At 73.3% G+C, this 25,207-nt stretch carries 21 protein-coding genes; 6 read left to right on the top strand and 15 right to left on the bottom strand.

Translation table 11 applies throughout. From position 1 onward, the window contains the following. Nucleotides 1–44 precede the first annotated feature (44 nt). Nucleotides 45–3,230 carry a S8 family serine peptidase gene (locus tag ABZ444_RS34655; protein ID WP_358006351.1) on the top strand — a complete coding sequence of 1,062 codons (3,186 nt, stop codon included), beginning with the start codon at nt 45–47 and terminating at the stop codon, nt 3,228–3,230. Between the two features lie 143 nt (nt 3,231–3,373). Here the strand turns inward: ABZ444_RS34655 and ABZ444_RS34650 are convergent, their stop codons facing one another. From ABZ444_RS34650 to ABZ444_RS34640, 3 genes are all read right to left on the bottom strand, one after another. Continuing rightward, nucleotides 3,374–4,240: a CU044_5270 family protein gene (locus tag ABZ444_RS34650; RefSeq protein ID WP_358006348.1), complete on the bottom strand. Its 867-nt coding sequence runs from the start codon at nt 4,238–4,240 to the stop codon at nt 3,374–3,376. Beyond that, the gene (locus ABZ444_RS34645; protein WP_358006345.1) at nt 4,233–4,796 is read right to left on the bottom strand and encodes an RNA polymerase sigma factor; all 564 of its coding nucleotides are present in this window, start codon (nt 4,794–4,796) and stop codon (nt 4,233–4,235) included. The genes ABZ444_RS34650 and ABZ444_RS34645 overlap by 8 nt, the downstream gene beginning before the upstream one ends. 154 nt (nt 4,797–4,950) lie before the next feature. Beyond that, nucleotides 4,951–5,781: a GDSL-type esterase/lipase family protein gene (locus ABZ444_RS34640; protein ID WP_358006342.1), complete on the bottom strand. Its 831-nt coding sequence runs from the start codon at nt 5,779–5,781 to the stop codon at nt 4,951–4,953. Nucleotides 5,782–5,998: 217 nt separating this feature from the next. Between ABZ444_RS34640 and ABZ444_RS34635 the strand changes: the two genes are divergently transcribed. Further along, entirely contained in the window at nt 5,999–7,234 is a 1,236-nt protein-coding gene (locus ABZ444_RS34635; RefSeq protein WP_358006339.1) for an isochorismate synthase, read from the top strand. Between the two features lie 6 nt (nt 7,235–7,240). On the opposite strand, the gene ABZ444_RS34630 is transcribed toward ABZ444_RS34635, so the two are convergent. Then, the gene (locus ABZ444_RS34630) at nt 7,241–7,861 is read right to left on the bottom strand and encodes a YigZ family protein (RefSeq protein ID WP_358006336.1); all 621 of its coding nucleotides are present in this window, start codon (nt 7,859–7,861) and stop codon (nt 7,241–7,243) included. A gap of 135 nt (nt 7,862–7,996) precedes the next feature. Between ABZ444_RS34630 and ABZ444_RS34625 the strand changes: the two genes are divergently transcribed. The 3 genes from ABZ444_RS34625 to ABZ444_RS34615 all read left to right on the top strand — a co-directional run bounded on the left by ABZ444_RS34625 (nt 7,997) and on the right by ABZ444_RS34615 (nt 12,995). After that, nucleotides 7,997–10,024 carry a hydantoinase/oxoprolinase family protein gene (locus ABZ444_RS34625; protein WP_358006333.1) on the top strand — a complete coding sequence of 676 codons (2,028 nt, stop codon included), beginning with the start codon at nt 7,997–7,999 and terminating at the stop codon, nt 10,022–10,024. Beyond that, nucleotides 10,021–11,649, top strand: coding sequence for a hydantoinase B/oxoprolinase family protein (locus tag ABZ444_RS34620; RefSeq protein ID WP_358006330.1), 1,629 nt, complete (start codon nt 10,021–10,023; stop codon nt 11,647–11,649). The genes ABZ444_RS34625 and ABZ444_RS34620 overlap by 4 nt, the downstream gene beginning before the upstream one ends. 125 nt (nt 11,650–11,774) lie before the next feature. Beyond that, complete coding sequence (locus ABZ444_RS34615) at nt 11,775–12,995, top strand: right-handed parallel beta-helix repeat-containing protein (protein ID WP_358006327.1); 1,221 nt, start codon at nt 11,775–11,777, stop codon at nt 12,993–12,995. Between the two features lie 21 nt (nt 12,996–13,016). Here ABZ444_RS34615 and ABZ444_RS34610 read toward each other — a convergent pair whose 3' ends face one another. The 9 genes from ABZ444_RS34610 to ABZ444_RS34570 form a co-directional block, all read right to left on the bottom strand. After that, the gene (locus ABZ444_RS34610; RefSeq protein WP_358006324.1) at nt 13,017–14,522 is read right to left on the bottom strand and encodes a helix-turn-helix domain-containing protein; all 1,506 of its coding nucleotides are present in this window, start codon (nt 14,520–14,522) and stop codon (nt 13,017–13,019) included. Further along, the gene (locus tag ABZ444_RS34605; RefSeq protein WP_358006321.1) at nt 14,519–15,574 is read right to left on the bottom strand and encodes a DUF917 domain-containing protein; all 1,056 of its coding nucleotides are present in this window, start codon (nt 15,572–15,574) and stop codon (nt 14,519–14,521) included. The genes ABZ444_RS34610 and ABZ444_RS34605 overlap by 4 nt, the downstream gene beginning before the upstream one ends. Then, entirely contained in the window at nt 15,571–16,512 is a 942-nt protein-coding gene (locus ABZ444_RS34600) for a hypothetical protein (RefSeq protein ID WP_358006318.1), read from the bottom strand. Before ABZ444_RS34600 ends, ABZ444_RS34605 begins: the two co-directional genes overlap by 4 nt. Further along, nucleotides 16,509–17,840, bottom strand: a complete 1,332-nt coding sequence (locus ABZ444_RS34595) for an MFS transporter (protein ID WP_358006315.1) — start codon at nt 17,838–17,840, stop codon at nt 16,509–16,511. Before ABZ444_RS34595 ends, ABZ444_RS34600 begins: the two co-directional genes overlap by 4 nt. Nucleotides 17,841–18,016: 176 nt before the next feature. After that, nucleotides 18,017–18,433: a nuclear transport factor 2 family protein gene (locus ABZ444_RS34590; RefSeq protein ID WP_357977436.1), complete on the bottom strand. Its 417-nt coding sequence runs from the start codon at nt 18,431–18,433 to the stop codon at nt 18,017–18,019. An 88-nt stretch (nt 18,434–18,521) separates the two neighbouring features. After that, nucleotides 18,522–19,481 carry an alpha/beta hydrolase gene (locus ABZ444_RS34585; RefSeq protein WP_358006312.1) on the bottom strand — a complete coding sequence of 320 codons (960 nt, stop codon included), beginning with the start codon at nt 19,479–19,481 and terminating at the stop codon, nt 18,522–18,524. Between the two features lie 108 nt (nt 19,482–19,589). Then, nucleotides 19,590–20,345 carry an ATP-binding cassette domain-containing protein gene (locus ABZ444_RS34580; RefSeq protein WP_358006309.1) on the bottom strand — a complete coding sequence of 252 codons (756 nt, stop codon included), beginning with the start codon at nt 20,343–20,345 and terminating at the stop codon, nt 19,590–19,592. After that, nucleotides 20,342–21,382: an ABC transporter permease gene (locus ABZ444_RS34575; RefSeq protein ID WP_358006306.1), complete on the bottom strand. Its 1,041-nt coding sequence runs from the start codon at nt 21,380–21,382 to the stop codon at nt 20,342–20,344. Before ABZ444_RS34575 ends, ABZ444_RS34580 begins: the two co-directional genes overlap by 4 nt. 40 nt (nt 21,383–21,422) lie before the next feature. After that, nucleotides 21,423–22,400 carry a sugar ABC transporter substrate-binding protein gene (locus ABZ444_RS34570; protein WP_358006303.1) on the bottom strand — a complete coding sequence of 326 codons (978 nt, stop codon included), beginning with the start codon at nt 22,398–22,400 and terminating at the stop codon, nt 21,423–21,425. Nucleotides 22,401–22,530: 130 nt separating this feature from the next. On the opposite strand from ABZ444_RS34570, the gene ABZ444_RS34565 reads away from it, so the two are divergent. Next, nucleotides 22,531–23,169: a TetR/AcrR family transcriptional regulator gene (locus ABZ444_RS34565; protein WP_358006300.1), complete on the top strand. Its 639-nt coding sequence runs from the start codon at nt 22,531–22,533 to the stop codon at nt 23,167–23,169. Here the strand turns inward: ABZ444_RS34565 and ABZ444_RS34560 are convergent. Continuing rightward, the gene (locus tag ABZ444_RS34560) at nt 23,166–23,996 is read right to left on the bottom strand and encodes an aldolase/citrate lyase family protein (protein ID WP_358006297.1); all 831 of its coding nucleotides are present in this window, start codon (nt 23,994–23,996) and stop codon (nt 23,166–23,168) included. The two genes, ABZ444_RS34565 and ABZ444_RS34560, sit on opposite strands and share 4 nt — an antisense overlap. Further along, nucleotides 23,993–25,180 carry a CoA transferase gene (locus tag ABZ444_RS34555; RefSeq protein WP_358006290.1) on the bottom strand — a complete coding sequence of 396 codons (1,188 nt, stop codon included), beginning with the start codon at nt 25,178–25,180 and terminating at the stop codon, nt 23,993–23,995. The genes ABZ444_RS34560 and ABZ444_RS34555 overlap by 4 nt, the downstream gene beginning before the upstream one ends. Nucleotides 25,181–25,207 lie beyond the last annotated feature (27 nt).

Here is a 25,207-nt window from a genome sequence, read left to right as displayed (position 1 = left end):
GAACAAGAGGAGAAAGCGATCGATTTCTCTTCTTGCGAGGATCAATGACGTTAGGCAAGGGACTGCTGGCAGCGGTCCTGGCAGGCACGCTGGGTATGGGCGCGACAACGGGGACCGGCACGGCCGACGCCGGCCGGGCAGGTCCCGGGCAGCCACGCTCCGGCACGGCGGGCAGTGTGACGCTGCTGACCGGCGACCGTGTCGTGGTCACCGGGCGCAGTTTCCGGGTGGAGCCGGGCACGGCCCGGGAGGTGCACTTCTCCTCCGGGTACCGCGACGGGCACCTGTACGTCGTCCCGTCCGACGCCGCGCCCCTGGTCGCCCAGGGGGTGCTGGACGAGCGGCTGTTCGATGTCACCCAGTTGCTCGCCTGGCACTACGGCGACGCGGACACGCCCGACATCCCGCTGATCACACAGTCGCCGCAGGGACCGGCCCCCGCGCTGCGGGGCGCGGCGACCACCCGGCGGCTGACCAGCCTGAACATGACAACCCAGCGGGTGGCCAAGAAGGGCGCGGGCGAGGCGTGGCGGAGCCTGCTCGGCGTGGCGTCCACGCCGGCCGCGGGCAAGGGCAGGATCTGGCTCGACGGCCGGCGTTCGTACACCCTGGACCGCAGCACCAGGCAGATCGGCGCGACCGAGGCGTGGCAGCGGGGTCTCACCGGACAGGGCGTCACGGTCGCCGTGCTCGACAGCGGGTACGACCCCACGCATCCCGACCTGAAGGACGTGGTCACCCAGTCGCGAAACTTCTCCGACGAGCCTGACATCACCGACCGAATCGGGCACGGCACGCACGTCACCTCGAGCATCGCCGGCGCCGGCGAGAAGTACCGCGGCGTCGCGCCGGGAGCCCGCATCGCCTTCGGCAAGCTGGGCGAGAAGATCAGCGACTCCGCGATCCTGGCCGGCATGGAGTGGGCCGCCACGGAGGTCAAGGCCAAGATCGTCAACATGAGTTTCGGCGGCCCCGACGAACCCGGCCTCGACCCGATCGAGCAGGCGGTGAACACCCTGTCGCAGAACACGGGCACCCTGTTCGTGGCGGCCGCGGGCAACGAGGGCGAGCAGAGCGGGGGCAGCGTGAGCAGCCCCGGCAGCGCGGACGCCGCGCTGACCGTCGGCGCGGTGGACCGGTCCGACCAAGTGGCCGACTTCTCCAGCACGGGCCCGCGCATCGGCGACCATGCGGTCAAGCCGGACATCACGGCCCCCGGCGTGGACATCGTGGCCGCCGCCGCGGCGGGCACCGCCGACGAAGCCCATGTGGCGATGAGCGGCACGTCGATGGCCAGTCCTCACGTGGCGGGAGCGGCGGCCATCCTCGCCCAGCGCCATCCCGGCTGGAGCGGGCAGCAGCTCAAGGCGGCGCTCGTCGGCAGTGCCCGGCCGACCGACGGCGCCACGCCGTACCAGCAGGGCACCGGGCGGGTGGACGTGCTCCGCTCGCTGGCCCAGGAGGTGATCGCCGCTCCCACCGGCGTGTGGGCCGCCTTCCCCTGGGACCAGCCCGGCGAGCGGCGGGCCACCGGGAAGATCACCTACAGCAACACCGGGGCCACCCCCGTCACCCTGGACCTCGCGGCCGACTCCGACGTGCTCACGCTGTCGCCGCGACGGCTGGAGGTGCCCGCGGGCGGGCAGGCGTCGGTCACGGTGACGATCGACGCCGAGGGCAGGGGCCCCGGCGACCATCCGGGCATCGTCACCGCCACGGCCGGTGACACGGTGGTCCGCACCCCGGCCGGGGCCTACGTGGAGCCGGAGTCCCATGACGTCACGGTGACCGTCCGGGGCAGGGACGGGACGACCGCCGACGGCGTACAGGGCCGCGTCTACGACCAGGCGACCGGCACGCAGCGCACCCTCGTCTTCCACGGCGACACGGCCACGATCAGGCTGCCGAAGGGACGCTGGAACCTCTACACCGAGATCTGGGGGAAGGCGGAACACAGCTTGACGTTCGCGCACCGGCCGTTCGAGATCGACGACGCCGACGTGTCGCTGACGGTCGACGGGAGCAAGGCGAAGCGGATCACGTTCACGGTCGACGACCCCACGGCCGTCCCCGATCCCGCACTCTCCCTCTCCATGGTCAACGGGCCCTGGACAACCGCGATGATCGCGTTCGGCTACTCCGGCGGCTTCCACCTCGTCCCGGTGCGGCAGCCGGGGCTCACCTACCTGGCCCAGACCGCCTGGACCAAGAAGGACACGACGCCCAGCCCGTACCGCTACGACCTCGTCGACCAGCGTACGGACGGCTTCCCCGACAACCCCGGGTACGCCGCGCGGACCCGGGACATGGTCAAGGCGACCGAGACCTACCGCTCGACCGTCCCGGGTGCCACCGGCACGCTGAACACGGGGCCGGTGCTGCCCGGCGACGTCCTCTCGCCGGGAATGAGCACGTGGGAGGACATGCCGCTGCCGAGCAGCCTGACGCGGTACCTCACCCCAGGGTTCGCGTGGAACGACGAGTTCAGCACGGGCGGCCTGATCGAGCACGGCACCGGCCCGGTGCGCGACAGGAACTTCACCCAGCTCTGGAACGCCGCGGTGACCGGCCCCTCGTTCGCCGTCTCCGGCGGCAGCCGGGCCGGCGACACCCTGGCCTTCCCCGCCGACGGGCTGTACAGCAGCGGAGTCGCCGGACGTACCGGCATGGACGCGGCCGCGACCGGCACCCTCACCCTGACCGGGAACGGAAAGGAGATCGCCACGACCGGCATCACCGGCTGCCTCCCCTACCGCAGCGAGGGGTGCACGCTCACCGCCACGTTGCCCCAGGCTGACGCCGCCTACACGCTGACCGCCTCCTCCCGGCGACCGGAGGCGAAGCTGTCCACGGCGGTCGACGCCGTCTGGACCTTCCGCTCCGCCCGTACGGCGAAGCCCGAGCCGCTGCCGCTGATGGCCGTGCGCTACGCGCCACAGGGTCTCGGTGACGCCAACCGCGCCACGCCGGGATCGCGGACCACCATCCCGATCCAGGTCGAGCGCGCTCCCGGCGCCGGCCGGGCGGCGGTCTCCTCGATCAAGCTGGAGGCGTCCGCCGACGACGGCAGGACGTGGCGACCGGTGCCCGTCCGGGCGAGCCGATCGGGCTGGACGGCACGGCTGGACAACCCCGCCACCGCGGGGTACGTCTCGCTGCGCGCGACCGTCACCGACAAGGCGGGCAACGGCGTCACCCAGACGGTGACCCGCGCCTACGCCGTGGGCTGACCCGTACGGCCGGTGAGCCGAGGCTCCCGGCGAATCACGACTCGTCCGCCCCCGGGCCTTCCGGCCCGGGGGCGGGCGAGTGCGAGCGGGTGAGCAGGCCCGTCAGCGGCCGCGATCACCCGCGGGGCGCGCGGAATCCCGCTTCAGCTCTGCACCGCAGGAAGCTGGTCCGTCCATTCGGTGGTCACGGAGATGAAGTCGGCGCTGAACGCCGCGTCGCCGTCGTCGACGAGGACGAGGTTGGCGCGGACCACCCGGGCCGTCTCGGGGTCGATGACCAGCTCGATGTCGCCACCGCCGTCGGGGTTGGGAAAGCGCAGACGCTGGCCGCCTTCGACCGCGCCCGCGTTCTCCACCCCCGGTGTCGCGGCGAGCGCGCGGAACGCCGCCGAGCGGGCCTCGGCGGGCGTCGGCAGGTCCGTGATCAGCGCGAGCAGGGTGAGGGTGGGATCGCCGCGCATCTCGGAGGCGGACATGTCCTTCCTCTCGCCCTTGCGCGCGACGAGCCACGCCTTCAGCGCCTCCGGCTCCGTCGGCAGCCCTTCGAGCTCCTCGAAGCTCACCTTGGCGCCCTTGAGCCTGAGCGACTTCCGGGCCGGCGCCTGGATGACGGCGCCGGCGGGATCCCCCGGCACGGCCCTGGTCCAGCGCTTGCCGTCGCGCCGGGTCCAGCTCTCTATCGGCGGGGCGTCCGACCCGAGCCACCGACGCGTGACGTGCCAGTACGTCCCGGAGCCCTGGGGCGTACGTTCCGCGCTGACGGCGGCCATGAGCAGGACCTCCTTGCCCGTGGCCGGCGCGCCGTCGTTCGTGGGCGCCCCCGTGGCGAACACGACCGCCGCGACGGCACCGGCGGCGGCCAGGGCCACTCCCGGGACGAACCAGCCGGCACGCCGGTGTCCCCGGCCCGCCAGCGCCTTTCGCTCCAGGCGCTCCCTGCCGCGCGCGACCGCCCCGGCGGACGGCTCCGGCTCCTGCAGCAAGGTGGCGATCTCTTCCAGGTCATTCATGGGTGGTCTCCTTGTCGGTGCGGGCCTGGATCTTGGCGCGGGCCCGGCTGAGCCGCGACCCCACTGTGCCGAGGGAAATGCCGAGCGCCTGGGCGATCTCGTGGTAGCTGAGCTGGCCCAGCGCCAGGAGCAGCAGCACGTCACGCTCGCCGCCGTTCAGCGAGGCGAGCGCCATGGCCAGGTACGGCTGCGCGGTCGCGGCGGTGACGACCCGGTTCTCGTGCCCTTCCACGACCGGCACGGGGTCCAGCCGGGCCAGCGCCTTGTACCGGCGGGCCTCCTTGTGGCGATGCCGGGCCACCAGGTTCGTGGCGATGCCGAGCAGCCAGGGCCGCAGAGCACCTCGTTCCAGGTCGAACCGGTCACGCCGGTCGAACGCCAGCAGGAACGTCTCCGCCGCGATGTCCTCGGCCACCTGCGCGCCGAGGCGTCCCGCCACGTACCGGTAGACGTCATGGAAATACCGGTCATAGACGGCGGTGAACAGCTCAGGGTTCCGCCGGTAGCCGGCGACGAGGTCGGCGTCGGTCACCTGCTCGCCCACGTCGGCGGTCATGTGCCGGTGTCCGTCATGAGTGTGCCTTCCGGTGGGTGATCACAACTTTCACCCATCCTTCGCGGCGCACGCGGATTTTCTTCCCGCGCGCCGAAAGGCGGCCACTCACCGGGACCGGCGGCCCGGACCTACGAGACCTCCGCGGAGGACCGGGCTAGCGCGGGTCCTCCCAGATGAAGCCGTGCTCGAACGTCTGCTCGGCCAGCGCCTTCTGCCCGGCGAGGTTGGGATGGAAGAAGTCCCACTTGCTGACGTGGTCGAGGGTGAACGGGAAGGAGAAGATCGCGCCCTCGTCCGTGTCGCAGGAGGGCCCCATCGCCTGGCACGCCAGCGCCGCCTCCTTGTTGTAGGCCATCACCCGCGCCCGCACCCGGGCCCGCCGCTCGACGTCGGCCTTCTTCGTCGAGGCCGGGTCGGCCAGCATGGTCTGGCAGATCCTGCCGACGGTCCAGAACGTACGGGCCAGCGGGTTGTCCTTGCCGACCTGCCACAACCGCCGCAGGTCGGGAACGCTGGCGATGAACACCCTGGCCTGCGGCATGCCGGCGCGCAGGGCCGACAGCGCGGCGTCCATGCGCCGGCGGTAGAGCGCGACCGGCGTCATCTCCCGCTCGGTGCGCTTGCACGCGTCCTGGGCGCCTATGAGGATCGTCACATAATCGGCCTTCGCCGCGATCGCCTGGTTGACCTGGCCGAGCAGCTCGGCGCTCGTCGAGCCGGGCACCGCGAAGTTCTCCCGCTGGAGCGTTCCAGCCAGGCTCCGCAACCGGAGGTAGTGGCTGCCCACCGACGTGTTGTCGCCGGCCGCCCAGGAACGGGCCGCGCAGGAGACGTACCAGCCGCAGGAGTTGAAGCCCGTGGAGATCGAGTCGCCCAGCGCCGCCATCGTCTCAGGGACGGGCTGAGCTGCGGCGACGGCCTGCGCGGGCCCCGAGGCGGCCAGGACGAGGACGGCGGTGACGACAGGGGACAGACGACCGATCATGGCCCCAAGGTAGGGAGTGGATCAAGGTCGCACCATGACCTTCAGGCGAGGTCTGCCATTTCAGGACCGTCTTCCTATCGCCGCTTGACAGTGCGTCCGCGAGCAGGACGCCCTCAATAAACGTCAAGATCCGGTTATTTCCTGGCTCGCGGGCAGTAACACCGCATTCACGGGGGTCCGAGTCGAACGTGTTCAGTTCCCGCATAGAGTGTCTTGAGTGAGTGTCGCGCTCGGAACAACCCGCCCGCTACCGGTTCGCACCACCCCTGTCGGCGACCCCGGTGACCTGCTGGCATCCCTCCCGAAGACGGCGCCCTACGCCTGGATCAGGAACGGCGAGGGCCTGGTGGGATGGGGCCAGGCCGCCCGCGTCGCCGTACCGCCGGGCCCCGGCCGCTTCGCCTGGGCCCGCGAGTGGCTGCGCACCGTCCTCGGCGACGCGCCCGCCGACGACGCCGGACGCGCCCCCGGCTCCGGCTCCGGCCCCGTCGCCTTCGGCAGCTTCACCTTCGACGAAGACGCCCCCGGGTCCGTGCTCGTCGTCCCCCGCGCCGTGCTCGCCCGCCGCGGCGGCCGCGCCTGGCTCACCACCGTCGGCGAGGCCCCGCTGGAGACGTTCAGCCCCATCCGCGAGCCCGGCCGCATCAGCTACGGCGACGGCAGCCTCACCGCCCCCGAATGGGAGCACGTCGTCGCCCGAGCCGCCCGCCGCATCCGCGACGGCGAACTGGAGAAGGTCGTGCTCGCCCGCGACCTGCTCGCCACCGCCGAGCACCCCATCGACATACGCCTGCTGCTGACCCGGCTGGCCCGGCGCTACCCCGAGTGCTACACCTTCTCCGTGGCCGGCCTCGTCGGCGCCACCCCCGAGCTGCTCATCCGCCGCACCGGGCAGGAGATCGAGTCCCTCGTCCTGGCCGGCACCACCGCCCGCGGCACCGGCGCGGCCGACGACGTCGCCCGCGGCGCCGCGCTGTTCGCCTCCCAGAAGGACCGCCACGAGCACGAGTGCGCCATCGCCTCCGTGCGCCAGACCCTCGCCCCCCTCTGCTCCTCGCTGCACACCCCCGACGAGCCCGAACTCCTCGTGCTGCCCAACGTCCAGCACCTGGCCAGCCACGTCACCGGGCGGCTGGCCGACGGCGCGTCCGTCCTCGACGTGGTGGCCGCCATGCACCCCACCGCCGCCGTCGGCGGCACCCCGACCGACACCGCCATCAAGGTCATCCGCGAGCTGGAGGGCATGGACCGCGCCGGCTACGCGGGCCCGGTCGGCTGGATCGACGCCCACGGCGACGGCGAATGGGGCATCGCCCTGCGCTCGGGGCTGATCGAGGGCAACCGCGCCCGGCTGTTCGCCGGCGGCGGCATCATGGGCAACTCCGACCCGGCCGCCGAGCTGGCCGAGGCCCAGGCCAAGTTCCGCGTCATGCAGTACGCCCTGGAGGGCTGAGCGGCCTCAGCCGGGCACGTGCACGCCCTCGCCCAGCTCGACGCGGGCCCGGCCGGCCGTCAGCGCGGCCACCCACTCGCCGAACGCCGCCACCTCGTCCTCCCCCACCGCCACCGAGAACGTCACCCCGGCCGCGTAGGTCACCTCGCGCAGCGCGTGGCGGGAGGCGCGCAGGTCGTTCTCCACCCGGCCGGCCTGGTCGTGGGCCACCGAGACGCTCACCAGCCTGGCCGGGACCATCCGCACCGGCTCCACCAGGTCGAGCGTCTCGGTCACCGCTCCCCCGTAGGCGCGCACCAGCCCGCCCGCGCCCAGCAGGACGCCGCCGAAATAGCGGGTGACCACCGCTACCACGTCGTTGTACCCCCGGCCGACCAGCGCCTGGACCATCGGCGTGCCCGCCGTGCCGCCGGGCTCGCCGTCGTCGTCGCCCTTCTGCAGCCGCCCGCCGATCACGTACGCGGTGCAGTTGTGGGTGGCGCCGGCGTGCTCGCGGCGGCGGGCGGCGATGAAGGCGGCGGCCTCCTCGACGGTACGGGCGGGGGCCAGCGCGCAGACGAACCGGGAGCGGCGCACCTCGGTCTCGTGCTCGACGCCGGTCGCGAGGGTGAGGTACGACTGGGACACGTCCGCCAGGCTACCGCCTTTACGTTGTAGATTTTTGGACGGGTGGACCGGGTTGAGCGGGATGCACGGGAGGCGGTCCTTCCCTGTGCAGGACGCCCATGATCGCGGCGCCGCCCCGCGCGTACGGTGCGGCGCATGACCTATCGCGTCGCCATGGACATCGGCGGCACCTTCACCGACGTCGTCTGCTACGACGAGCGCACGGGGGCCGTCACCGCCTCGAAGGCGCCCACCACGCCGGGGGACCTGGCCGAGGGCGTGTTCGCCGCGCTCGGCCGGGTCGTGGACGACCCCGCGGCCATCTCCTTCTTCGTGCACGGCACCACGCAGGGACTCAATGCCCTGCTGGAGCGCAAGGGCGCGCGGGTGCTGCTGCTGGCGAGCCGGGGCGCCGGGGACGTCTACCGGATCGCCCGCGGCAACCGCGACCGCATGTTCGACCTGCGCTACCGCAAGCCGTCGCCGCTCGTGCCGCGCCAGGACGTCATGGAGGCCGGCGGCCGCCTCGACCACCGGGGCCGCGAGCTGGAACCCCTCGACGAGGAGGCGGTGCGGCGGGCCGCGCGGCGCGCCCGCGAGGAGGGCTTCGACGCCGTCGCCGTGTGCCTGCTGTTCTCCTTCGCCGACCCCGCGCACGAGCTGCGCGCGGGCGAGATCCTGCGGGCCGAGCTGGGCGAGGACGTGCTCGTGGTGCTCTCGCACGAGGTCGCGCGGGAGTGGCGCGAGTACGAGCGCACCTCCTCGGCGGTGCTGGAGGCCTACACCGGGCCGGTCGTGCGCAGGTACCTGGCCAGGATCGAGCGGCGCTTCGCCGAGCGCGGCCTGTCGGTGCCGGTGCACGTGATGCAGTCGTCGGGCGGGCTGGTCAACGCCTCGTACGCGATGCGGCGGCCGTTGCAGACCCTGCTGTCGGGGCCGGTCGGCGGCACGATGGGCGGCGTCGCCGCGGCCCGCATGCTGGGCCGGGAGAACGCGATCTGCGTGGACATGGGCGGCACCTCCTTCGACGTCTCGCTCGTGGTGAACGGGCGGCCCGACGTCAGCGCCGAGGCCCGCATCGAGGGCTACCCGGTGCTCATGCCCATCGTGAACCTGCACACCATCGGCGCGGGCGGCGGCTCGATCGCCTACGCCGAGGCGGGCGCGCTGCGCGTCGGCCCGGAGTCGGCCGGGGCCGTGCCGGGCCCGGCCTGCTACGGCCGGGGCGGCACGCGGCCGACCGTGACCGACGCGAACGTGGTGCTCGGCCGGGTGGACCCGGCCTGGTTCGCGGGCGGGCTGATGACGCTGGACGAGGAGGCGGCGGGCGCGGCCGTGGTCACGCTGGCGCGGGAGCTGGGCCTGGACCCGCTGCGGCTGGCCGAGGGCGTGTGCGACGTGGCCAACGCCAAGATGGCCCAGGCGATCCGCACGCTGACGGTCGAGCACGGGGTGGAGCCGCGGGAGTTCGCGCTGGTCGCCTTCGGCGGCGCGGGCGCGATGCACGCCGTGTTCATCGCCCGGGAGCTGGGCATCTCCGAGGTGGTCGTCCCGCGGTTCCCGGGGGCGTTCTCGGCCTGGGGGATGCTGGAGGCGGACGTGCGGCGGGACCTGACGCACCCGTACTTCCGGCCGCAGGACACGCTCGACGGCGACGACATGGCCCGGAATCTGGCGACGTTGGAGCGGGAGGCGCTGGAGGCGCTGGCCGGGCAGGGCGTGCCGGAGGAGCGGCGCCGGGTCGAGCACGCCGTGGACATGCGCTACGAGGGCCAGGACTACACGCTCACCGTGCCGCTGCGCGACGCCGCCGAACCCGGCGAGCCGGGCTTTCGCGCCGCGGTCGCGGCCCGCTACGCCGAGGCCCACACCAGCCGGTACGGCCACGCCACCCCCGAGGCGCCGGTCGAGTTCGTCATGCTGCGCAGCACCGGGTTCGGCTCGTTCCCGCGCGCCGCCGCCGGGGCCGCCGAGCCGCGCGAGGAGACGTCCGGAGACGTCCGGGACGTGATCTTCGACGGGGTGGTGCACCGCACGCCCGTGTTGCGGCGGGCGGGCCTGTCCGGCTCGTTCGCCGGGCCCGCGATCGTGGTCGAGGAGACCGCGACCACGGTCATCCCGCCGGGCTGCCTGGCGGCCGTCGACGACAACGGTTTCCTCATCGTGAAGGTGGACGTCCAGTGATCGACCCCGTTACCACAGAGATCATCCGGTGCGCCCTGCTCCAGGCCGCCGAGGACATGAACACCACGCTGATCCGCAGCTCGTACACGCCGGTGATCTACGAGGCCAAGGACTGCGCGGTGGCGCTGCTCGACCGGGACCACAACGTGCTGGGGCAGTCGTCCGGCCTGCCGATCTTCCTGGGCAACCTGGAGGTGTGCACCCGCGAGACCGAGCGCATGTACGGCCGCGAGGTGTGGCAGGAGGGTGACGTGTGGGTGCTGAACGACTCCTACGTCGGCGGCACCCACCTCAACGACGTCACCGTCTACGGCCCGATCTTCGCCGGCGGCGAGCTGGCCGGGTTCGCCGCCTCGCGCGCCCACTGGCTGGACGTCGGCTCCAAGGACCCGGGTGGCTCGATGGACTCCACCTCGATCTTCCAGGAGGGCCTGCGGCTGGGCCCGGTGAAGGTGTACGCGGGCGGGCGGCCGTGCCGCGACCTGCACGAGGTGATCGCCCGCAACGTACGCTTCCCGCACGCCACGCTCGGCGACATGCGGGCCCAGGTGAGCTGCGCGATGACCGGCCGGCGGCGGCTGCAGGAGATCGTCTCGCGCTGGGGCCTGGAGACGGTCATGGCCGCCCGGGACGAGATCTTCGCCCAGACCGAGCGCATGGAACGCCAGGCCATCGCCGCGATCCCGGACGGCGTGTACGAGGCGTCCGGCTTCCTCGACAACGACGGCATCGACCTGGCCACGCCGCTGCCGGTGAACGTGCGCGTCACGGTGTCGGGCGAGTCGATGCACGTGGACCTGACCGACTGCGCCGACCAGGCCCGCGGGCCGGTCAACTGCGGCGCGGCGCAGGCCGTGGCGGCGGTGCGGGTGGGGTACAAGCTGCTGGTGTCGGGGGACGTGCCGCTGAACGGCGGCTCCTTCCGCCCGCTGAGCGTCGAGACCCGGCCGGGCTCGATGCTGGCCGCGCGCTCGCCGGCCGCCTGCCAGTACTACTACTCCCACCTCGGGCTGCTCATCGACCTGGTGGTCAAGGCGCTGGCCCCGGCGCTGCCGGGCAAGGCGGCGGCGGCCTCGTACGGGGACTCGATGATCGTGCAGTTCACCGGGACGGACCCGCGTACCGGGAAGTTGTACGTCTCCCAGGAGGCCACGGTCGGCGGCTGGGGGGCGTGGGAGGGCGGCGACGGCGAGTCCTGCCTGATCAACAACGTCAACGGCTCGCTGCGGGACATGCCGATCGAGGTGCTGGAGACGCTGTTCCCGGTCCGGGTGCGCCGTTACGAGGTGCGCCCGGACACCGGCGGCGCCGGTCGGTGGCGCGGCGGCAACGGCGTGGTGCGGGAGTACGAGTTCTGCGGCGACACCTCGTTGTCGTTGTGGTTCGAGCGCTCGGTCACGCCCGCGTGGGGCCTGGCCGGCGGCGCGGCGGGCGCTCCCCCGCGGGTGACGCTCAACCCGGGCACGGCGGGCGAGCGCCGGATGCTCAAGGTCAACGCCCTGCCGGTGTCGGCCGGTGACGTGCTGCGCTGCGAGTCCGGCGGAGGCGGCGGCTACGGCCCGGCCGAGCGCCGCTCCCCGTCGGCGCGGGCGGCCGACCTGGCCGAGGGCATGATCACGAACTGATCCGTATTCGACCGAAAAACGCACGGATTGTTCTCCGGTCTGTGAAGATGATCGACAACGCGGGGGCACGCGCGAGCCTGGGGAGGCTGTGTCCCCGTCATGACCATCTTCACGAGGGGACTCACATGACTGCGTTACGAACGCGCCTTCTCGCGGGCTCGGCCGCGCTCGCCGCGGGCCTGGCCGGTGTCGCCGTGCTGACGCCGGCCACGCCCGCCTCGGCCGCCAGGGTGGAGGCCGCCTGCTCCGACGCCCCCGGCGACGCCGCCGCGATCCAGGCCGCCATCGACTCCTCCAAGGACGGCGACGAGATCGTCATCAAGGGGCCGTGCCTGATCAACGCCACGATCAGCCTGGCCGACCGGCGCACCTACCGGGGCGACGCCAAGGCCGGCACGGTGCTCAAGCAGGCCGACGGCGCCAACCTGCCCGCGGTGCTGGCCTCCAAGGGCTGGCTGGAGGACACCGAGTTCAGCGGCGAGAGCGTGCGCGTCGAGCGGCTGACCATCGACGGCAACCGCGACCACAACACCGGCACGGTCGGCCTGCTGCTGCGGTCGTGGAACACCCGGGTCTACGACGTGGACATCTACGGCACGCCGTCCGACGGCATCCGCATCAGCAACCCGTCCAGGAACGGCACGACGCTGCGCAACACCATGGTCAACAGCGTCATCAGCGACGTCTACATCGAGGGCGCCGCCGAGGCCGGGATCCGCGTCGTCGACCCCGGCAACTCCGTCACCGACTGGACGCTGCAGCGCTCCTGGATCGGCTTCAGCGGCACCAACGCCATCCAGAGCGACAACGCGGCCGGCTGGACGATGAGCGGCCTGCACCTGTACGGGACGCCGAAGAACGCCATCGACGCCCACCGCTGCTTCGGCACCTCGATCCAGGACAACTACATCGAGGACTTCGGCTCCGAGGGCACGTCGGGCCAGACGTACTACGGCATCCGCTGCGACCTCCAGGGCGATGCCGCCACCACGATCACCGGCAACCGCGTGCACAAGTTCCTGCCGCCCCCGAACGCGCTGGCCGAGCTGCGCAAGGCCCGCCAGAGCGGTGCGGCGCCGCCCGAGCGCAAGATCGCCGCGACCGGCCCGCTCCCCGACGGCGTGGACTTCGTCTACCTGGCGCTGAACGAGGTCAACTACGGCGCGGGCCACGCCGCGATCACCGGCAACACCGTCGTCGGCCACGGCACCAAGCGCGAGACCGGCATCCTGCTGGCCAAGGGCGAGGGCGAGTCGATGTCGATCGCCTCCTCGGGCAACCTGCTCGACGGCGTCGGGAAGCGGCGCAAGGTCGGCGCGGGCGTCCGCCTCACCAGGGGTTACTGACCCGGCGGCGCCGCCCCCGGCTCAGCGCAGCAGCACGTGGCAGGCGAGCTGGAGCGCCAGGCGGGTGGCGGCGTCGTCCAGGTCGAAGCCGGCGGCCTTGATGCGGTCCAGGCGGGTGGTGACCGTGTTGCGGTGCACGCCCAGGCGTTCGGCGGCCTTGAGCGCGCCGCCCTCGTCCAGGACGGCGGCCAGCGTCACCAGCAGCGTGCCGTCCTTGTCGACGGCCAACAGCGGCTGGAGCACGACGGTCGCCGGCGCGCGCAGCACCCCCGCCGGGAGCGCGCCGAGCAGCTCCGCCGGTCCCATCCGGTCGGCGCGGGCCACCGTGCCCGCGCCGGCCACGAACGCCGCCGCCTCGGCGCCGAGCAGCGACTCCCCCACCGCCTCCAGCCCCTCCACCGCCGCGCCCACCCCGGCCGCGCACGGCCAGGGCATGCCGTGCACGCAGCGCCGCAGGTGCTCGGCCAGTTCGCCGGGCGGCTCCGGCGACCACCCGGCCCAGCCCTCGCCGCGCCGCAGCACCGGCACCTGGCCCAGCGCCGCGGTGACCAGCGCCTGCACCAGCGGCCCGTCGTCGGCCAGCGCCCCCACCGGGCGGACGTGGTAGGCGGTCAGCGTGCCGCGCACCCCCCATCCCAGCGCCACGGCCTCGGCCGGGGCCCCTTCCAGCCAGATGCCGCCGTCGCCGGCCGGTTCGTGGGCCGGCCGGCCCGCCGCGAGCAGCCGCCGGGCCAGCGCCGACTGCAGCGCGAAGTCGCGCGAGGCGCGCAGGCGCTCCTGGGCCGCCCACGCCGCCAGCGGGGCCACCGCCAATCCCAGGACGGTCCGCACCACCGCGGGCCAGCCGGGCGAACGCGACGTGCCGGCGGCCACCAGCGTCCCGAGCGCGGGACCCTCCTGGCCGGGCACCTCGACCTCGGCCGCCCACCGGGAACCCGGCGGCCGGGCCGGCTCGTGCTCGCCCGGCGCGCGGGTGGCGCTCTGGCGGCCGGCGACGTGCAGGCCGTACCGGTCGAGGAAGGCCACCGACGTGCCGGGCAGCTCGGCGTTGAGCACCCCGAGCACCCGCCGCGCCGAAGGGCCCGCGTCGGCCAGCCGGGTCGCGCAGCGGGCGACGAGCTGGGTGCGGGCCGCCTCCGGCCTGGACGCCGCCGAGGCGACCCGGACGGCGACGATCAGCGGGTCCTCGTCCACGAAGATCAGGGTCACGCCGAGCCGTTCGGCCAGCACCTCGCCCGACCCGGCGCTCAGGCCGCCCGACGGCGCGATCACGCAGGCCGCCGCCTGCTCCCAGGCCCGGCGCATGGCCATCTCGACCGCCCAGCCGCCGCCGGCCGCCGCCCCGATCAGCACGACCGCCGTGTGCGGCGTCACCGCGCCGAACACCGACAGGTCGTCCACGATGCGGACCTGGTGCACGGGGTTGTCGCCGCTGCCGTACATCCGGGCCCCGGCCAGCGGGCCGGTGTTGACCAGCTCCGCCACCGTGACCGGCGCCTCCCAGCCGGGCTCGCGCAGGCCGCTCACGGCGACTCCGCCCGCTGCTCGAACGGGATCCCGAAGGCCCGCAGCCCGCCCAGCGCGAGCCCCGGGTCCGTGTGCCAGACCGGCGCGGCCTTGACCACCATGACCTCCACCTCCATGCCGGGCGCCGCCTTGTCGACGTCCACGACCAGGCCGTCGGCGGACGAGATCATGCAGATCTGGTCCGGCGCCATCGCCACCGGCGCCCCGTCGGCCAGGGCGAGCACGATCTCGTTGTGCGCCTCCAGCCGGACGAGCCTGCGCAGGCCGCCCGTCTCCTGCACCACGATGCTGGAGGGCAGCGAGGGCATGGCCACGTCGGCGCCGTGCCCCGTGCTGCCCTCGACGGCCAGGATGCGGCCCGCGCACAGCGTGCGCACCCCGTACGGGGCGGCCGCCGAGCGCGGCGCGCCGGGCACCCCGGCCGCCAGCAGCAGGCTGACCGTGCCCGGCACCAGCACCCTGGCCAGGTCCCGCGCCGCCATCGGGTAGCAGGCGGCCACCGCCCACCCGCCCACCGCCAGCACGACGGGACGCAGCAGCTCCTCCACCCGGCCGCCCGCGGTCTCCAGCAGCACCAGCTCCCCCGACGCCCCGGCCAGCGCCAGCGGGGTCGCGCTGAGCCCGCCCAGCGTGTACGTCGTCTGCTCCACCAGCGGGAACACCCGGCCCGTCCCGTCGCCGTCGACCAGCGGCACGCCCAGGGCCGCCGCGGCGACCAGCGGGATCAGCGCGTTCTCGGCCGCCAGGTTGAGCGCCGCCACGGCCCCGGCCCGCTCCCCCAGCCGCCGCTCCAGCGCCCGCACCGCCCGTACGGGCTCGTCGCCCGCGGGCAGCTGCTCGCCCAGCGCGGTCGTGGACCCGACCAGGCTGACCACCATGCACAACGTCCCCGGGTCCAGCTTGTGCGCCGCGGCCAGCTCGACGCCGTCGCCGAGCGCCGACTCCGCCCAGGCGAGGGTGAGGCCGTAGGAGGACTCGCCCGCGCCCGTGGCGAACAGCCGCGACCCCGCCGAGAAGCGGCGCAGCTCATCGGGGCCGACGAGCCGGGTCACGGCGTCGCGCCTTCGGCCGTGACGCGCACCCGGTAGAAGCCGTCGGGCAGGTAGGACAGCGGGTTGACGGTGGTCTCGGCGATCCGGGCGAAGCCGGGGGCGGCGCCGGCGCTGACCACGCGGGTCAGGGCCTCGTCCCTGGCGTCCTGCAGCGCCCGGTCCAGCTCGGCCCGGCCGCGGGCCTGCACGATGCGCTCCACCTGGGCCTCGGGACGGGCGAGCGCCGCACCGTAGGCCGCGGCCAGCAGGTCGTCGCCCGCGCCGCCGGACTCGATCACCTCGAACGGCGCCGGGACGTCCGCCGTGGCCAAGGCGGCCCGGCCGCGGCGCAGGCTGGTCGTGCCGCCGCGGTCGCAGGCCCGCGGGTACCTGCGGAAGTAGTGCGCCGACACCAGGCCGCTGCCGGTACGGGCGAAGAACACCGGCACCCCGGGCAGCTCCCGCGCCACCCGGTCGGCGATCCGGCCCGCCTCGGGGCCGAGCGCCGCGTTCCGGATCGCGTGCGCCTCGCGTTCCCGCAGGCCGGGGCGGCCGAACTCGTACGACAGCGTGATCCTGGCCGCGGGCACCTCGGCGGCGATGATCGCGGCCACCGCCAGCTCGTGGTCGGCCAGCATCGGCGACCCGGTCGCCGTCACCGCGAAGTCGACCAGGCCGCAGCCGGCGGCGAACTCGCGTACCGCGCCGGTGTCCAGCGGAGCCAGCGGGCGGCCGGTCAGGCTGTGCCCGCCGCGCACGATCGTGGCCACCCCCGGGTCGGCCACCGGCCGCAGCACCGGCGGGCACGGTCCGCCGACGCGGATCGCGGCCACCGGCGCGCGCGGCATCCCGTCGAGGTCGACCGCCACGCAGGCGCGTACGGCCTGCGACGGCGGCGCGCCGTCGCCGACGGCCACCACCGCCGGCGACGGCCCGTCCAGCGCGACGCCGAGGATCACTCCAGCTCGCGCCCTTCGGTCTCGGGCAGCGGCATGGCCAGCAGCGCCGTGGCCACCATGAACGCGTTGATCACCAGCATCGTCGCGGTGAACCCGGTGGCGTGGGCCAGCAGCGCGCCCACGGCCGACGGCGCGACCGTGGTGGCGACGAGCTGGGAGGCCGTGGCCCAGGAGTAGCCGGTGCCGCGCAGGGCGGTCGGGTAGAACTCGCCGTTCCAGGTGTTCCAGACGCCCCACGCGCCCAGACTGAAGAACGACAGGACGAAGTTGCCCAGGTACAGGCCGGTCAGGCTGCTCGCGGTGGCGAACCACAGGCCGCCCAGCACGGCGGCGACGACGTAGAACAGGAAGACCTTCTTGCGGCCGAACCGGCCGGTCAGCAGGGACGCGCTCACGTACCCGGGGATCATCATCAGCGCGCTGAGCGCGGCGAAGCCGAGCGAGGCCGACAGCGACAGGCCCTTGGCCTGCAGCAGCGTCGGCAGCCAGGTCTGCAGCCCCCAGTAGCCCCAGTTGAAGACGAAGTTGAGCAGCAGCATGAGCACGGTGATCCGGGCCAGCCGGCCGCGGAACAGATCCAGGGGATTGCCCGCGCGCCCGCTCGCCACCGTCCCGGCCACCGTTCCAGCCACGGTGAACGTGGCCTCGGCGTCGGGGCTGCCCAGGACGCGCAGCACGGCCCGCGCCTCCTCCTGCCGCCCGCGGGCGGCCAGCCAGTACGGCGACTCGGGCACCCACGCCCTGATCGCGAACGCCCACAGCCCGGCCGCCGCGCTGGCGATGACCACGACGTGCCAGCCGAGCCCGCCGAGCGTCACCGAGGCGGCGATGGCCGCCAGCATGCCGATGGGCCAGCCGATCGACAGGTAGACCGCCGCCCGGCCCCGGTGCCTGGTCGGCAGCAGTTCCAGGAAGAGCGGGAAGGTGATCGTGTAGACCCCGGCCAGCGCGAGCCCGGAGCAGACGCGCAGCGCGACCAGGGTCGCCATGTTCGGCGCGAACGCCGAGGCGAGCGCGATCACGCCGTAGGCCAGCAGCGACCAGAACGCGGTCGGCCGGCGCCCGACGCGGTCGGCGAGCGGCCCCCAGACCAGCACGCCGGGGATCATGCCGAACGCCACCGCCGACAGCACGACGCCGATCCCGGCCTCGTCGATGCCGAACGCCGGCCCGAGGTCGCCGGAGACGTAGACCAGGGCGAGCTGCTCCCAGGACTCGATGACGAAGGCGATGAACAGGGCGAGCGCGATGAGCACGTGCCGGCGGGAGAACGGCATCCGGTCGAACGCCGCCCCGATGGGGAGCGTCGGTGCGTCGGTGGCGGTCATGCAAGCTCCTCGGAGGGGGGCGCGAAGTATTGCCGCACCATAGGGCCGTCCCCCTTCCGCCTCGGTGTGCGCGACGCCCGGCCGGGGCCGGCCCGGCTGTGCGCGGCGCACTGCCGGGGTCACTGCCCGGGTCACTGCCGGGCCGTCACGCGGCGCGCCCGCGCCCGTTCACGCCGTCAGGGCGTGTCCTCGCGCACGTCGTCCGTGTGTGTCCTGGTGCACGAGCTGAGCGTGTTCTCGTGCACGTGGACGATCTTCCACTCGCCGTCCACCAGGCGCAGCACGCTCGTCGTCCGGACCAGCTCGGGGTCTCCGTGTTCGAAGTCCACCTGCAGCAGGTACCGGGCCAGGGCGGTGTCGCCCCACACGTCCACGATCTCGTCGAAGGCCCGGACGGAGGTCTCCGCCGGGCCGTCCGACGGGCGCGCGTCGCGCACCCTGTCGAGCTGCCGCCTGTTGGTGATCAGGCCGGGCTCGGCGGAGTCCCAGATCGTGGCCTCCGGGTGGAGGAGCCGGTCGATGCCCTGCCTGTCGTCTCGCGCGTAGGCGTCGTACATGCCGGTAATAACGGCCCAGACAGCGTCGCGTGCCACGCTTCCGTACTCCTTTGTCTTGGTGGAGAAATATGGTTCTTTCTCACCGTATGGGCAGCGTGGAACGCAGGCGTCTTTACGTTGTAGATCAGGGGTTCAGCCACTCGCGCAGCTTGGCGACCGCCAGGCTCATGGCGGCCTTGTTGGCATTGGTGTCGCGCAGCAGGTCCACCATGGCGAAGTCGTGCACCATCCCCGCCAGCTCGACCGCCGTGACGTCGTTGCCCGCCTCCCGCAACCGGGCCGCGTACGCCTCGCCCTCGTCCCGCAGGACGTCGGCCTGGCCGTTCAGCACCAGGGCCGGCGGCAGGCCGCGCAGCTCCTGGTCGCTCGCGCGCAGCGGCGAGGCGTGGCTCTCCGCGCGCTGCGCCGGATCTGTCGTGTACTGGTCCCAGAACCACTTCATGCCGTCCCGGTTGAGGTAGTAGCCCGTGGCGAACTGCTTGTAGGACTCGGTGTCGAAGTTCGCGTCCGTGACGGGGTAGAACAACACCTGGCCGAGCAGCCGCACGTCACCGCGCTCCTTGGCCATCAGCGTCAGCACGATCGACATGTTGCCGCCCACCGAGTCGCCGGCCACGGCCATGCGGGAGGGGTCCAGGCCCTTCTCCGCGCCATGCTCGGCCACCCACTGGGCGGCGGCGTAGTTCTGCTCGATCTGCGTGGGGTACTTCGCCTCGGGCGCGCGGTCGTACTCGGGGAAGACGACGGCGGCGCCGGTCCGCACGGCGAGCTCGCGTACGAGCCGGTCGTGCGTGTGCGCCGAGCCGAACACCCAGCCCGCGCCGTGGATGTAGAAGACGACCGGCAGCGTGCCCGTGGCCCCCTTGGGCTTGACGATGCGCACCGGCACGATGCCCGTCGGGCCGCCCTGGACCTGGATCCACTCCTCGTCGATCTCCGGCTTGGGCACGCCCGGGTCGGACTGCAGCTTCTCCAGCACCTCGCGGCCCTGCTCGGGCGGCAGCTCGTAGATGAAGGGCCGCTTGGCGTTGGCGTCGGCGAACTCCTGCGCCGCCTTCTCCAGCACGATCCACTTGCTGATCATCGTCGTCACGGTGGCCGCCCCGGGTCGTCAGTCGTCGTCCACCAGGTTCCTGCCTTGGCGCACCTCGATCCGATCGCCCGGTTCCGTCAAATTCCGATCAAGCGCCTGTCATTCGCGCCGGAGCTCGTGGTCCAGCTCCGCCAGCTCCGCGCCGCCGGCCATCAGCGCGGTCAGCTCGTCCTTGCCGATGTCGGCCTTGGCGTACTCGCCCATGCCGGTCCCGCGGTTGAGCAGCAGGAACCGGTCGCCGACCGGGTAGGCGTGGTGCGGGTTGTGGGTGATGAACACCACGCCGAGCCCCCGGTCGCGAGCGCGGGCGATGTAGCGCAGCACCACGCCCGCCTGCTTGACCCCCAGCGCCGAGGTGGGCTCGTCCAGGATGAGGACGCGCGCGCCGAAGTGCACGGCCCTGGCGATGGCGACCGACTGCCGCTCGCCGCCCGACAGCGTGCCGACGGGCTGGTCGACGTCCCTGATGTCGATGCCCATCGCGCGCAGCTCCTCCGCCGCCACCCGGCGGGCCCCGGCCACGTCGAAGGCCAGGCCCCTGCGGGGCTCGGAGCCGAGGAAGAAGTTCCGCCAGACCGACATGAGCGGGATCATCGCCAGGTCCTGGTAGACGGTGGCGATGCCGCGGTCGAGCGCCTCGCGCGGGCCGGCGAAGCGCACCTCGGCGCCGTCCACCAGGTACGTCCCCGTGTCGTGCTGGTGCACCCCGGCCAGGATCTTGATGAGCGTGGACTTGCCGGCGCCGTTGTCGCCGAGCACGCAGGTGACCGAGCCCGCCTCGACGCCCATGGACACCCCGCGCAGCGCCAGCACCGAGCCGAACGTCTTGCCGATGTCGCGGGTTTCCAGGATCAATGCCGCACCTCCTCGGCGTAGCGCCGGACCATCCGGTTGGCCAGCGTGGCGAGCAGCAGCATGGCCCCGAGGAAGAACTTGAACCAGTCGGCGTCCCAGCCCAGGAACACGATGCCCTTGTCGGCCATGCCGAAGATCACCGCGCCGATGGAGGCGCCGACGGCGGAGCCGTACCCGCCGGTCAGCAGGCAGCCGCCGATGACGGCCGCGATGATGTAGATGAACTCCTGCCCGATGCCGATGTTGGCCTGGACGGAGGTGTAGCGCAGCGCCAGGATCGAGCCGACCAGCCAGGCGGCCACCGACGTGGTCATGAACAGCGCGATCTTCGTCCGGGCCGCCGGCACCCCGACCGCCCGCGCGGCCTGCTCGTCGCCGCCCACCGCGAAGATCCAGTTGCCCGGCCTGGAGCGCATGAGCACCCACGTGGCCAGCGCGGTGATCGCGATCCACCACAGGATCGCCACCCGGAACGACGTGCCGCCGATCTGGATCGTGCCGGCGAGGAGCGCGCCGGCGCCGTCGAACCCGGCCGCCCGGCGCAGCCCGCCGACCTGCACGGTCCCGGTGATGGCCTTGGTGACGCCGAGGTTGACGCCCTGCAGCATGAGGAACGTGCCCAGCGTGACGATGAAGCTGGGCAGCTTCGTCCGGGTCACCACCAGGCCGTTGGCGAACCCGACGGCGAGCGCCACGACCAGCCCGGCCAGCATCGCCGGCCACACGCCGAAGCCGAAACGGGTGGCCAGCGTGACCAGGATCAGCCCGCTGGTGCCGGTCAGCACGCCCGCCGACAGGTCGAACTCGCCGCCGATCATGAGCAGCGCCACCGCGACCGCCATGATCCCGAGCGTGGCGGCCGGGTCGAGCCAGTTGGCGATCCCGGCCGGCGAGCGGAAGACCTCCGACTGCGCGGCGAAGAACGCGAACACCACGACCAGCCCCACCACTGCGCCGAGCTCGGGCCGGACGATCAGGCGGCGGGCCAGGCCGACCCGGGCGACCCGCTCGTCGGCCCGCGCGGGAGCGGCCGTCATCGGCGGCCCTCCCCGTCCCCGCCCTCGCCCCGGCGGCCGCTCATCGGGTGCCCGCCTCGGCCAGCTTGGCCACCTGCTCGGCGTTGTCCTTGGTGACGAACCCGGGCCCGGTGTTGACCGGCAGCCCGCCGCCGACGGTGTTGAGGTTGTCCTTGTAGAGCTTCAGGAACGTGATCGGCAGGTAGCCCTGCAGGTACTGCTGCTGGTCGACGGCGAACAGGATCTCGCCGTCCTTGATCGCGGCGACCACGTCGCCCGACAGGTCGAAGGTGGCGAGCCTGGCCTGCGAGCCCGAGTCCTTGATCGCGTCCCTGGCCGCCACGGCGACCGCCGGGTTGAGCGCGAGCACGCCGTTGACCTGCTTGTCCGACTGCAGCTTGGCGGTGACCTTGGAGGTGACGTCGGCCAGGTTGGCGACGTCCACCTGCAGGCGCTCGACCGTGCCGCCGAGGGTCTGCTCGGCGCCCTTGCAGCGCTGGTCGAGGCCGACGTTGCCGGCCTCGTGCACGACGCACAGCAGCTTGGTGACGCCCGCGGCCTTGAGCTGCTCGCCCGCGCCGCGCCCGGCCACGTCCTCGGACTGGCCGACGTGGGTCAGGGCGCCGAACGCCTTGGAGGAGTCGGCCCCGGAGTTGATGGTCACGACCGGGATCCTGGCCGCGACGGCCTTGCCGATGGCCTCCTTGAGCGCGTCGGGGTTGGCCATGGAGACGACGAGGCCGTCCACCTTCTCCGAGACGGCCTGGTCGATCAGCTGCGACTGCTTGGCGGGGTCGCCGTCGCCCTGGTAGGTGACCTTGACGCCGTACTGCTTGCCGGCGGCCTCGGCGCCGTTCTTGACCACGTCCCAGAAGGCGTCCCCGGCGCCGCCGTGGGTGATGACGGCGAAGCTGCCACCGGCCGCCGGGGCGGCGGCCGAGCCGGGCGCGGCGCTCTGCGCGCCCGGCTCGGCGGAGGAGGAACAGCCGGTCAGGGCCAGTACGCCGGCCAGCGCCAGCACGATCGGGGTACGTCTCATCGAATACCTCCAAGACGAACGGGCTAGCCTGGTTCTACCGCACCGTGATCTCTTTGTATAGACATGCGGACCAGCACTTCGATCTTCCCCGGAAGTAGAACGGAATCTTTCGTTCCCGTATGCTGAGGGCATGACCAGCGCACCCATGAGCGGCCGCAAGGCTCAGGCCGCCCGCAACGACGAGTTGATCCTCCAGGCGGCCAGGGCGGTCTTCACCGCCGATCCGGGCGCCCCCATCGCGGCCGTGGCCGAGAAGGCGGGCGTCGGGATCAGCGCGCTCTACCGCCGCTACCCCAGCAAGGAGGCGTTGCTGCAGAAGTTGTGCGGCGACGGGCTGAAGCTCTACGCCGCCGTGGCCCAGCGGGCGATGGACGACGCGGGCGACCCGTGGGAGGCCTTCGCCTCCTACCTGCGCGGCATCGTGGACGCCGACACCAACTCCCTGACGATCAAGCTGGCCGGCACCTTCCAGCCGACGGAGGAGCTCTACCACGACGCCGTCCACGCCGGCGACCTGGCCGCCCGGCTGCACCGCCGGGCGGTCGAGGCGGGCGTGCTGCGGGCCGACGTCACGGTGGCCGACATCGCGCTGCTGTTCGAGCAGATCGCCTCGATCAAGCTCGGCGACGAGGAGCGCACCGCCCAGCTCCGCCACCGCTACCTGACGCTGATGATGGACTCGCTGCGGGTGCCGCCCGCCCACCGCGACCTGCCCGGCCCGGCCCCGGCGGACGAGGAGCTGCAGGTCCGCTGGTACCCGTCCCGCTAGCCGTGCCCCGGCGGGTCCGCGGGGGCGAGCCGGCGGGCCAGGTCCAGCACGCGGCGGGCCCTGGCGAGGACCGGGGCGTCCACGAAGCGGCCGTCGGGCAGGGCGACCGCGCCCGTGCCCGCCCGCTCGGCCGCCTCGACGATCTCGGCGGCCCGAGCCGCCTCCTCCTCGGTGGGGCGGAAGGCCCGCCGGATGGCCGGGAGCTGTGCGGGGTGGATGGCGGTCCTGCCGAACAGGCCGAGCGCGCGGCCGGCCCGGCAGGAGGCGAGGAGCCCGTCCGCGTCCTTGATGTCGGGGTAGACCGACATGGGCACCGGTGGCAGGCCCGCGGCCGCGGCGGCCAGGACGACCTGCAGCCTGAGCTGGTTCATGGCGGTCTCGTCGGTGAGGGACAGCTCGGCGGCCAGGTCCTGCTCGCCCAGCGCCACGCCGGCCACCCGCGGGTGCGCGGCCACGGCGCGGGCCTCGACGAGCCCGGCCGCCGACTCCAGCAGCGCGTACAGGGGGGCCGTGCCGGGCAGGGCGTCCAGCGCGACGGCCGACTCGACCTTGGGCAGCCGGACGGCGTCGGCCAGCTCGCCCACGGCCGCCAGGTCGTCCAGGCCGCGCGCGGTCGTCACGTCGTTCACCCGCACGTGGATCCGCGGCCCCGCCTGCCTGGGCCCGCGCAGGTAGGCGACGGCGTGGGCGCGGGCGGCGTCCTTGGCGGCGGGCGCGACCGCGTCCTCCAGGTCGATGATGACGACGTCGGCGCCCGAGGCGGCCGCCTTGGCGAAGCGCTCCGGACGGTCGCCGGGCACGTACAGCCAGGTGACGGGGGCGTTCACGCGATCACCCCGGCCGCGCGCAGGGCCGCGACGGTCTCGGCCGGGTAGTCCAGCTCGCCGAGCACCTCGTCGGTGTCGTGGCCGAGCGGGCGGCCGGGCCAGCGGATCTCGCCGGGCGTCTCCGACAGGCGGAACAGCACGTTCTGCAGGGTGACCGTGCCCAGCTCCGCGTCCGGCAGCTCGACGAACGTGCCGAGCGCGGCGTACTGCGGGTCGGTCGCCAGATCGGTGACGTCGTAGATGGGGGCGACGGCGGCCTGGGCCTCCTCGAAGCGGGCGATCACCTCGTCGGCGTCGCGGGCGGCGATCCAGGTGGCGACCGCCTCGTCCAGCTCGTCCACGTGCTGGACGCGGCCGTGACCGCTGGCGAACCACGGCTGCTCGACCAGGTCCGGCCGCCCGACGAGGGTGACGACCCGCTCGGCGATGGGCTGGGCGCTGGTGGAGATCGCCACCCAGCGGCCGTCGCGGGTGCGGTAAGTGTTGCGCGGGGCGTTGCTGCTGGACCGGTTGCCGGTGCGCCGCGGCACCACCCCGAGCGCCTTGTACGCGGTCATCTGCGGCCCGAGCAGGCCCAGGATCGGCTCGATGATGGCCAGGTCGATCACCTGCCCGCGGCCGGTCGCCGCGCGGGCGTGCAGGGCCACCATGATCGCGTACGACATGGCCAGGCCCGCGATGCCGTCGGCCAGGGCCAGCGGCGGCAGGGTCGGGGGGCCGTCCGGCTCGCCGGTCATGGCCGCGAACCCGCTCATGGCCTCGGCCAGCGTCCCGAACCCCGGCTGCCCGGCCATCGGCCCGACCTGCCCGAACCCGGTCATCCGCGCCACGATCAGCCGCGGGTTGGCCTTGAGCAGGTCCTCGGGTGCCAGGTTCCAGCGTTCCAGGGTGCCGGGACGGAAGTTCTCGATCAGCACGTCGGAGCGCTCGGCCAGGCGGCGCAGGATCTCCTGGCCCTCGGCGCGGGAGAGGTCCACGGCGGCGGTGCGCTTGTTGCGGGACAACGACTTCCACCACAGGCCCACGCCGTCCACCGAGGCGCCGTGGCCGCGCGAGGGGTCGCCGCGGCGCGGATGCTCGATCTTGATCACGTCGGCGCCGAAGTCGCCGAGCATCATCGCGGCGGAGGGACCGGCGAACAGCGTCGCCGCGTCGATGACCCGCAGGTCGGCGAGACTTGTCATAATTTGTAAGTTATAAGAAATAAGTAA

Source organism: Nonomuraea sp. NPDC005730, assembly GCF_040630865.1.
Classification (GTDB): Bacteria; Actinomycetota; Actinomycetes; order Streptosporangiales; family Streptosporangiaceae; genus Nonomuraea.
The sequence above is the reverse complement of the archived record's forward strand: the minus strand, read 5'-3'. Positions and strand labels throughout refer to the sequence as shown.

Excerpts from the sequence above, each read along its gene's own strand:
- ABZ444_RS34585 (WP_358006312.1), bottom strand. The coding sequence starts at position 19,481 with ATGATCAGCAAGTGGATCGTGCTGGAGAAGGCGGCGCAGGAGTTCGCC.
- ABZ444_RS34625 (WP_358006333.1), top strand. The coding sequence starts at position 7,997 with ATGACCTATCGCGTCGCCATGGACATCGGCGGCACCTTCACCGACGTC.
- ABZ444_RS34615 (WP_358006327.1), top strand. The coding sequence starts at position 11,775 with ATGACTGCGTTACGAACGCGCCTTCTCGCGGGCTCGGCCGCGCTCGCC.
- ABZ444_RS34575 (WP_358006306.1), bottom strand. The coding sequence starts at position 21,382 with ATGACGGCCGCTCCCGCGCGGGCCGACGAGCGGGTCGCCCGGGTCGGC.
- ABZ444_RS34555 (WP_358006290.1), bottom strand. The coding sequence starts at position 25,180 with ATGACAAGTCTCGCCGACCTGCGGGTCATCGACGCGGCGACGCTGTTC.
- ABZ444_RS34650 (WP_358006348.1), bottom strand. The coding sequence starts at position 4,240 with ATGAATGACCTGGAAGAGATCGCCACCTTGCTGCAGGAGCCGGAGCCG.
- ABZ444_RS34645 (WP_358006345.1), bottom strand. The coding sequence starts at position 4,796 with ATGACCGCCGACGTGGGCGAGCAGGTGACCGACGCCGACCTCGTCGCC.
- ABZ444_RS34595 (WP_358006315.1), bottom strand. The coding sequence starts at position 17,840 with ATGACCGCCACCGACGCACCGACGCTCCCCATCGGGGCGGCGTTCGAC.
- ABZ444_RS34640 (WP_358006342.1), bottom strand. The coding sequence starts at position 5,781 with ATGATCGGTCGTCTGTCCCCTGTCGTCACCGCCGTCCTCGTCCTGGCC.
- ABZ444_RS34570 (WP_358006303.1), bottom strand. The coding sequence starts at position 22,400 with ATGAGACGTACCCCGATCGTGCTGGCGCTGGCCGGCGTACTGGCCCTG.
- ABZ444_RS34655 (WP_358006351.1), top strand. The coding sequence starts at position 45 with ATGACGTTAGGCAAGGGACTGCTGGCAGCGGTCCTGGCAGGCACGCTG.
- ABZ444_RS34565 (WP_358006300.1), top strand. The coding sequence starts at position 22,531 with ATGACCAGCGCACCCATGAGCGGCCGCAAGGCTCAGGCCGCCCGCAAC.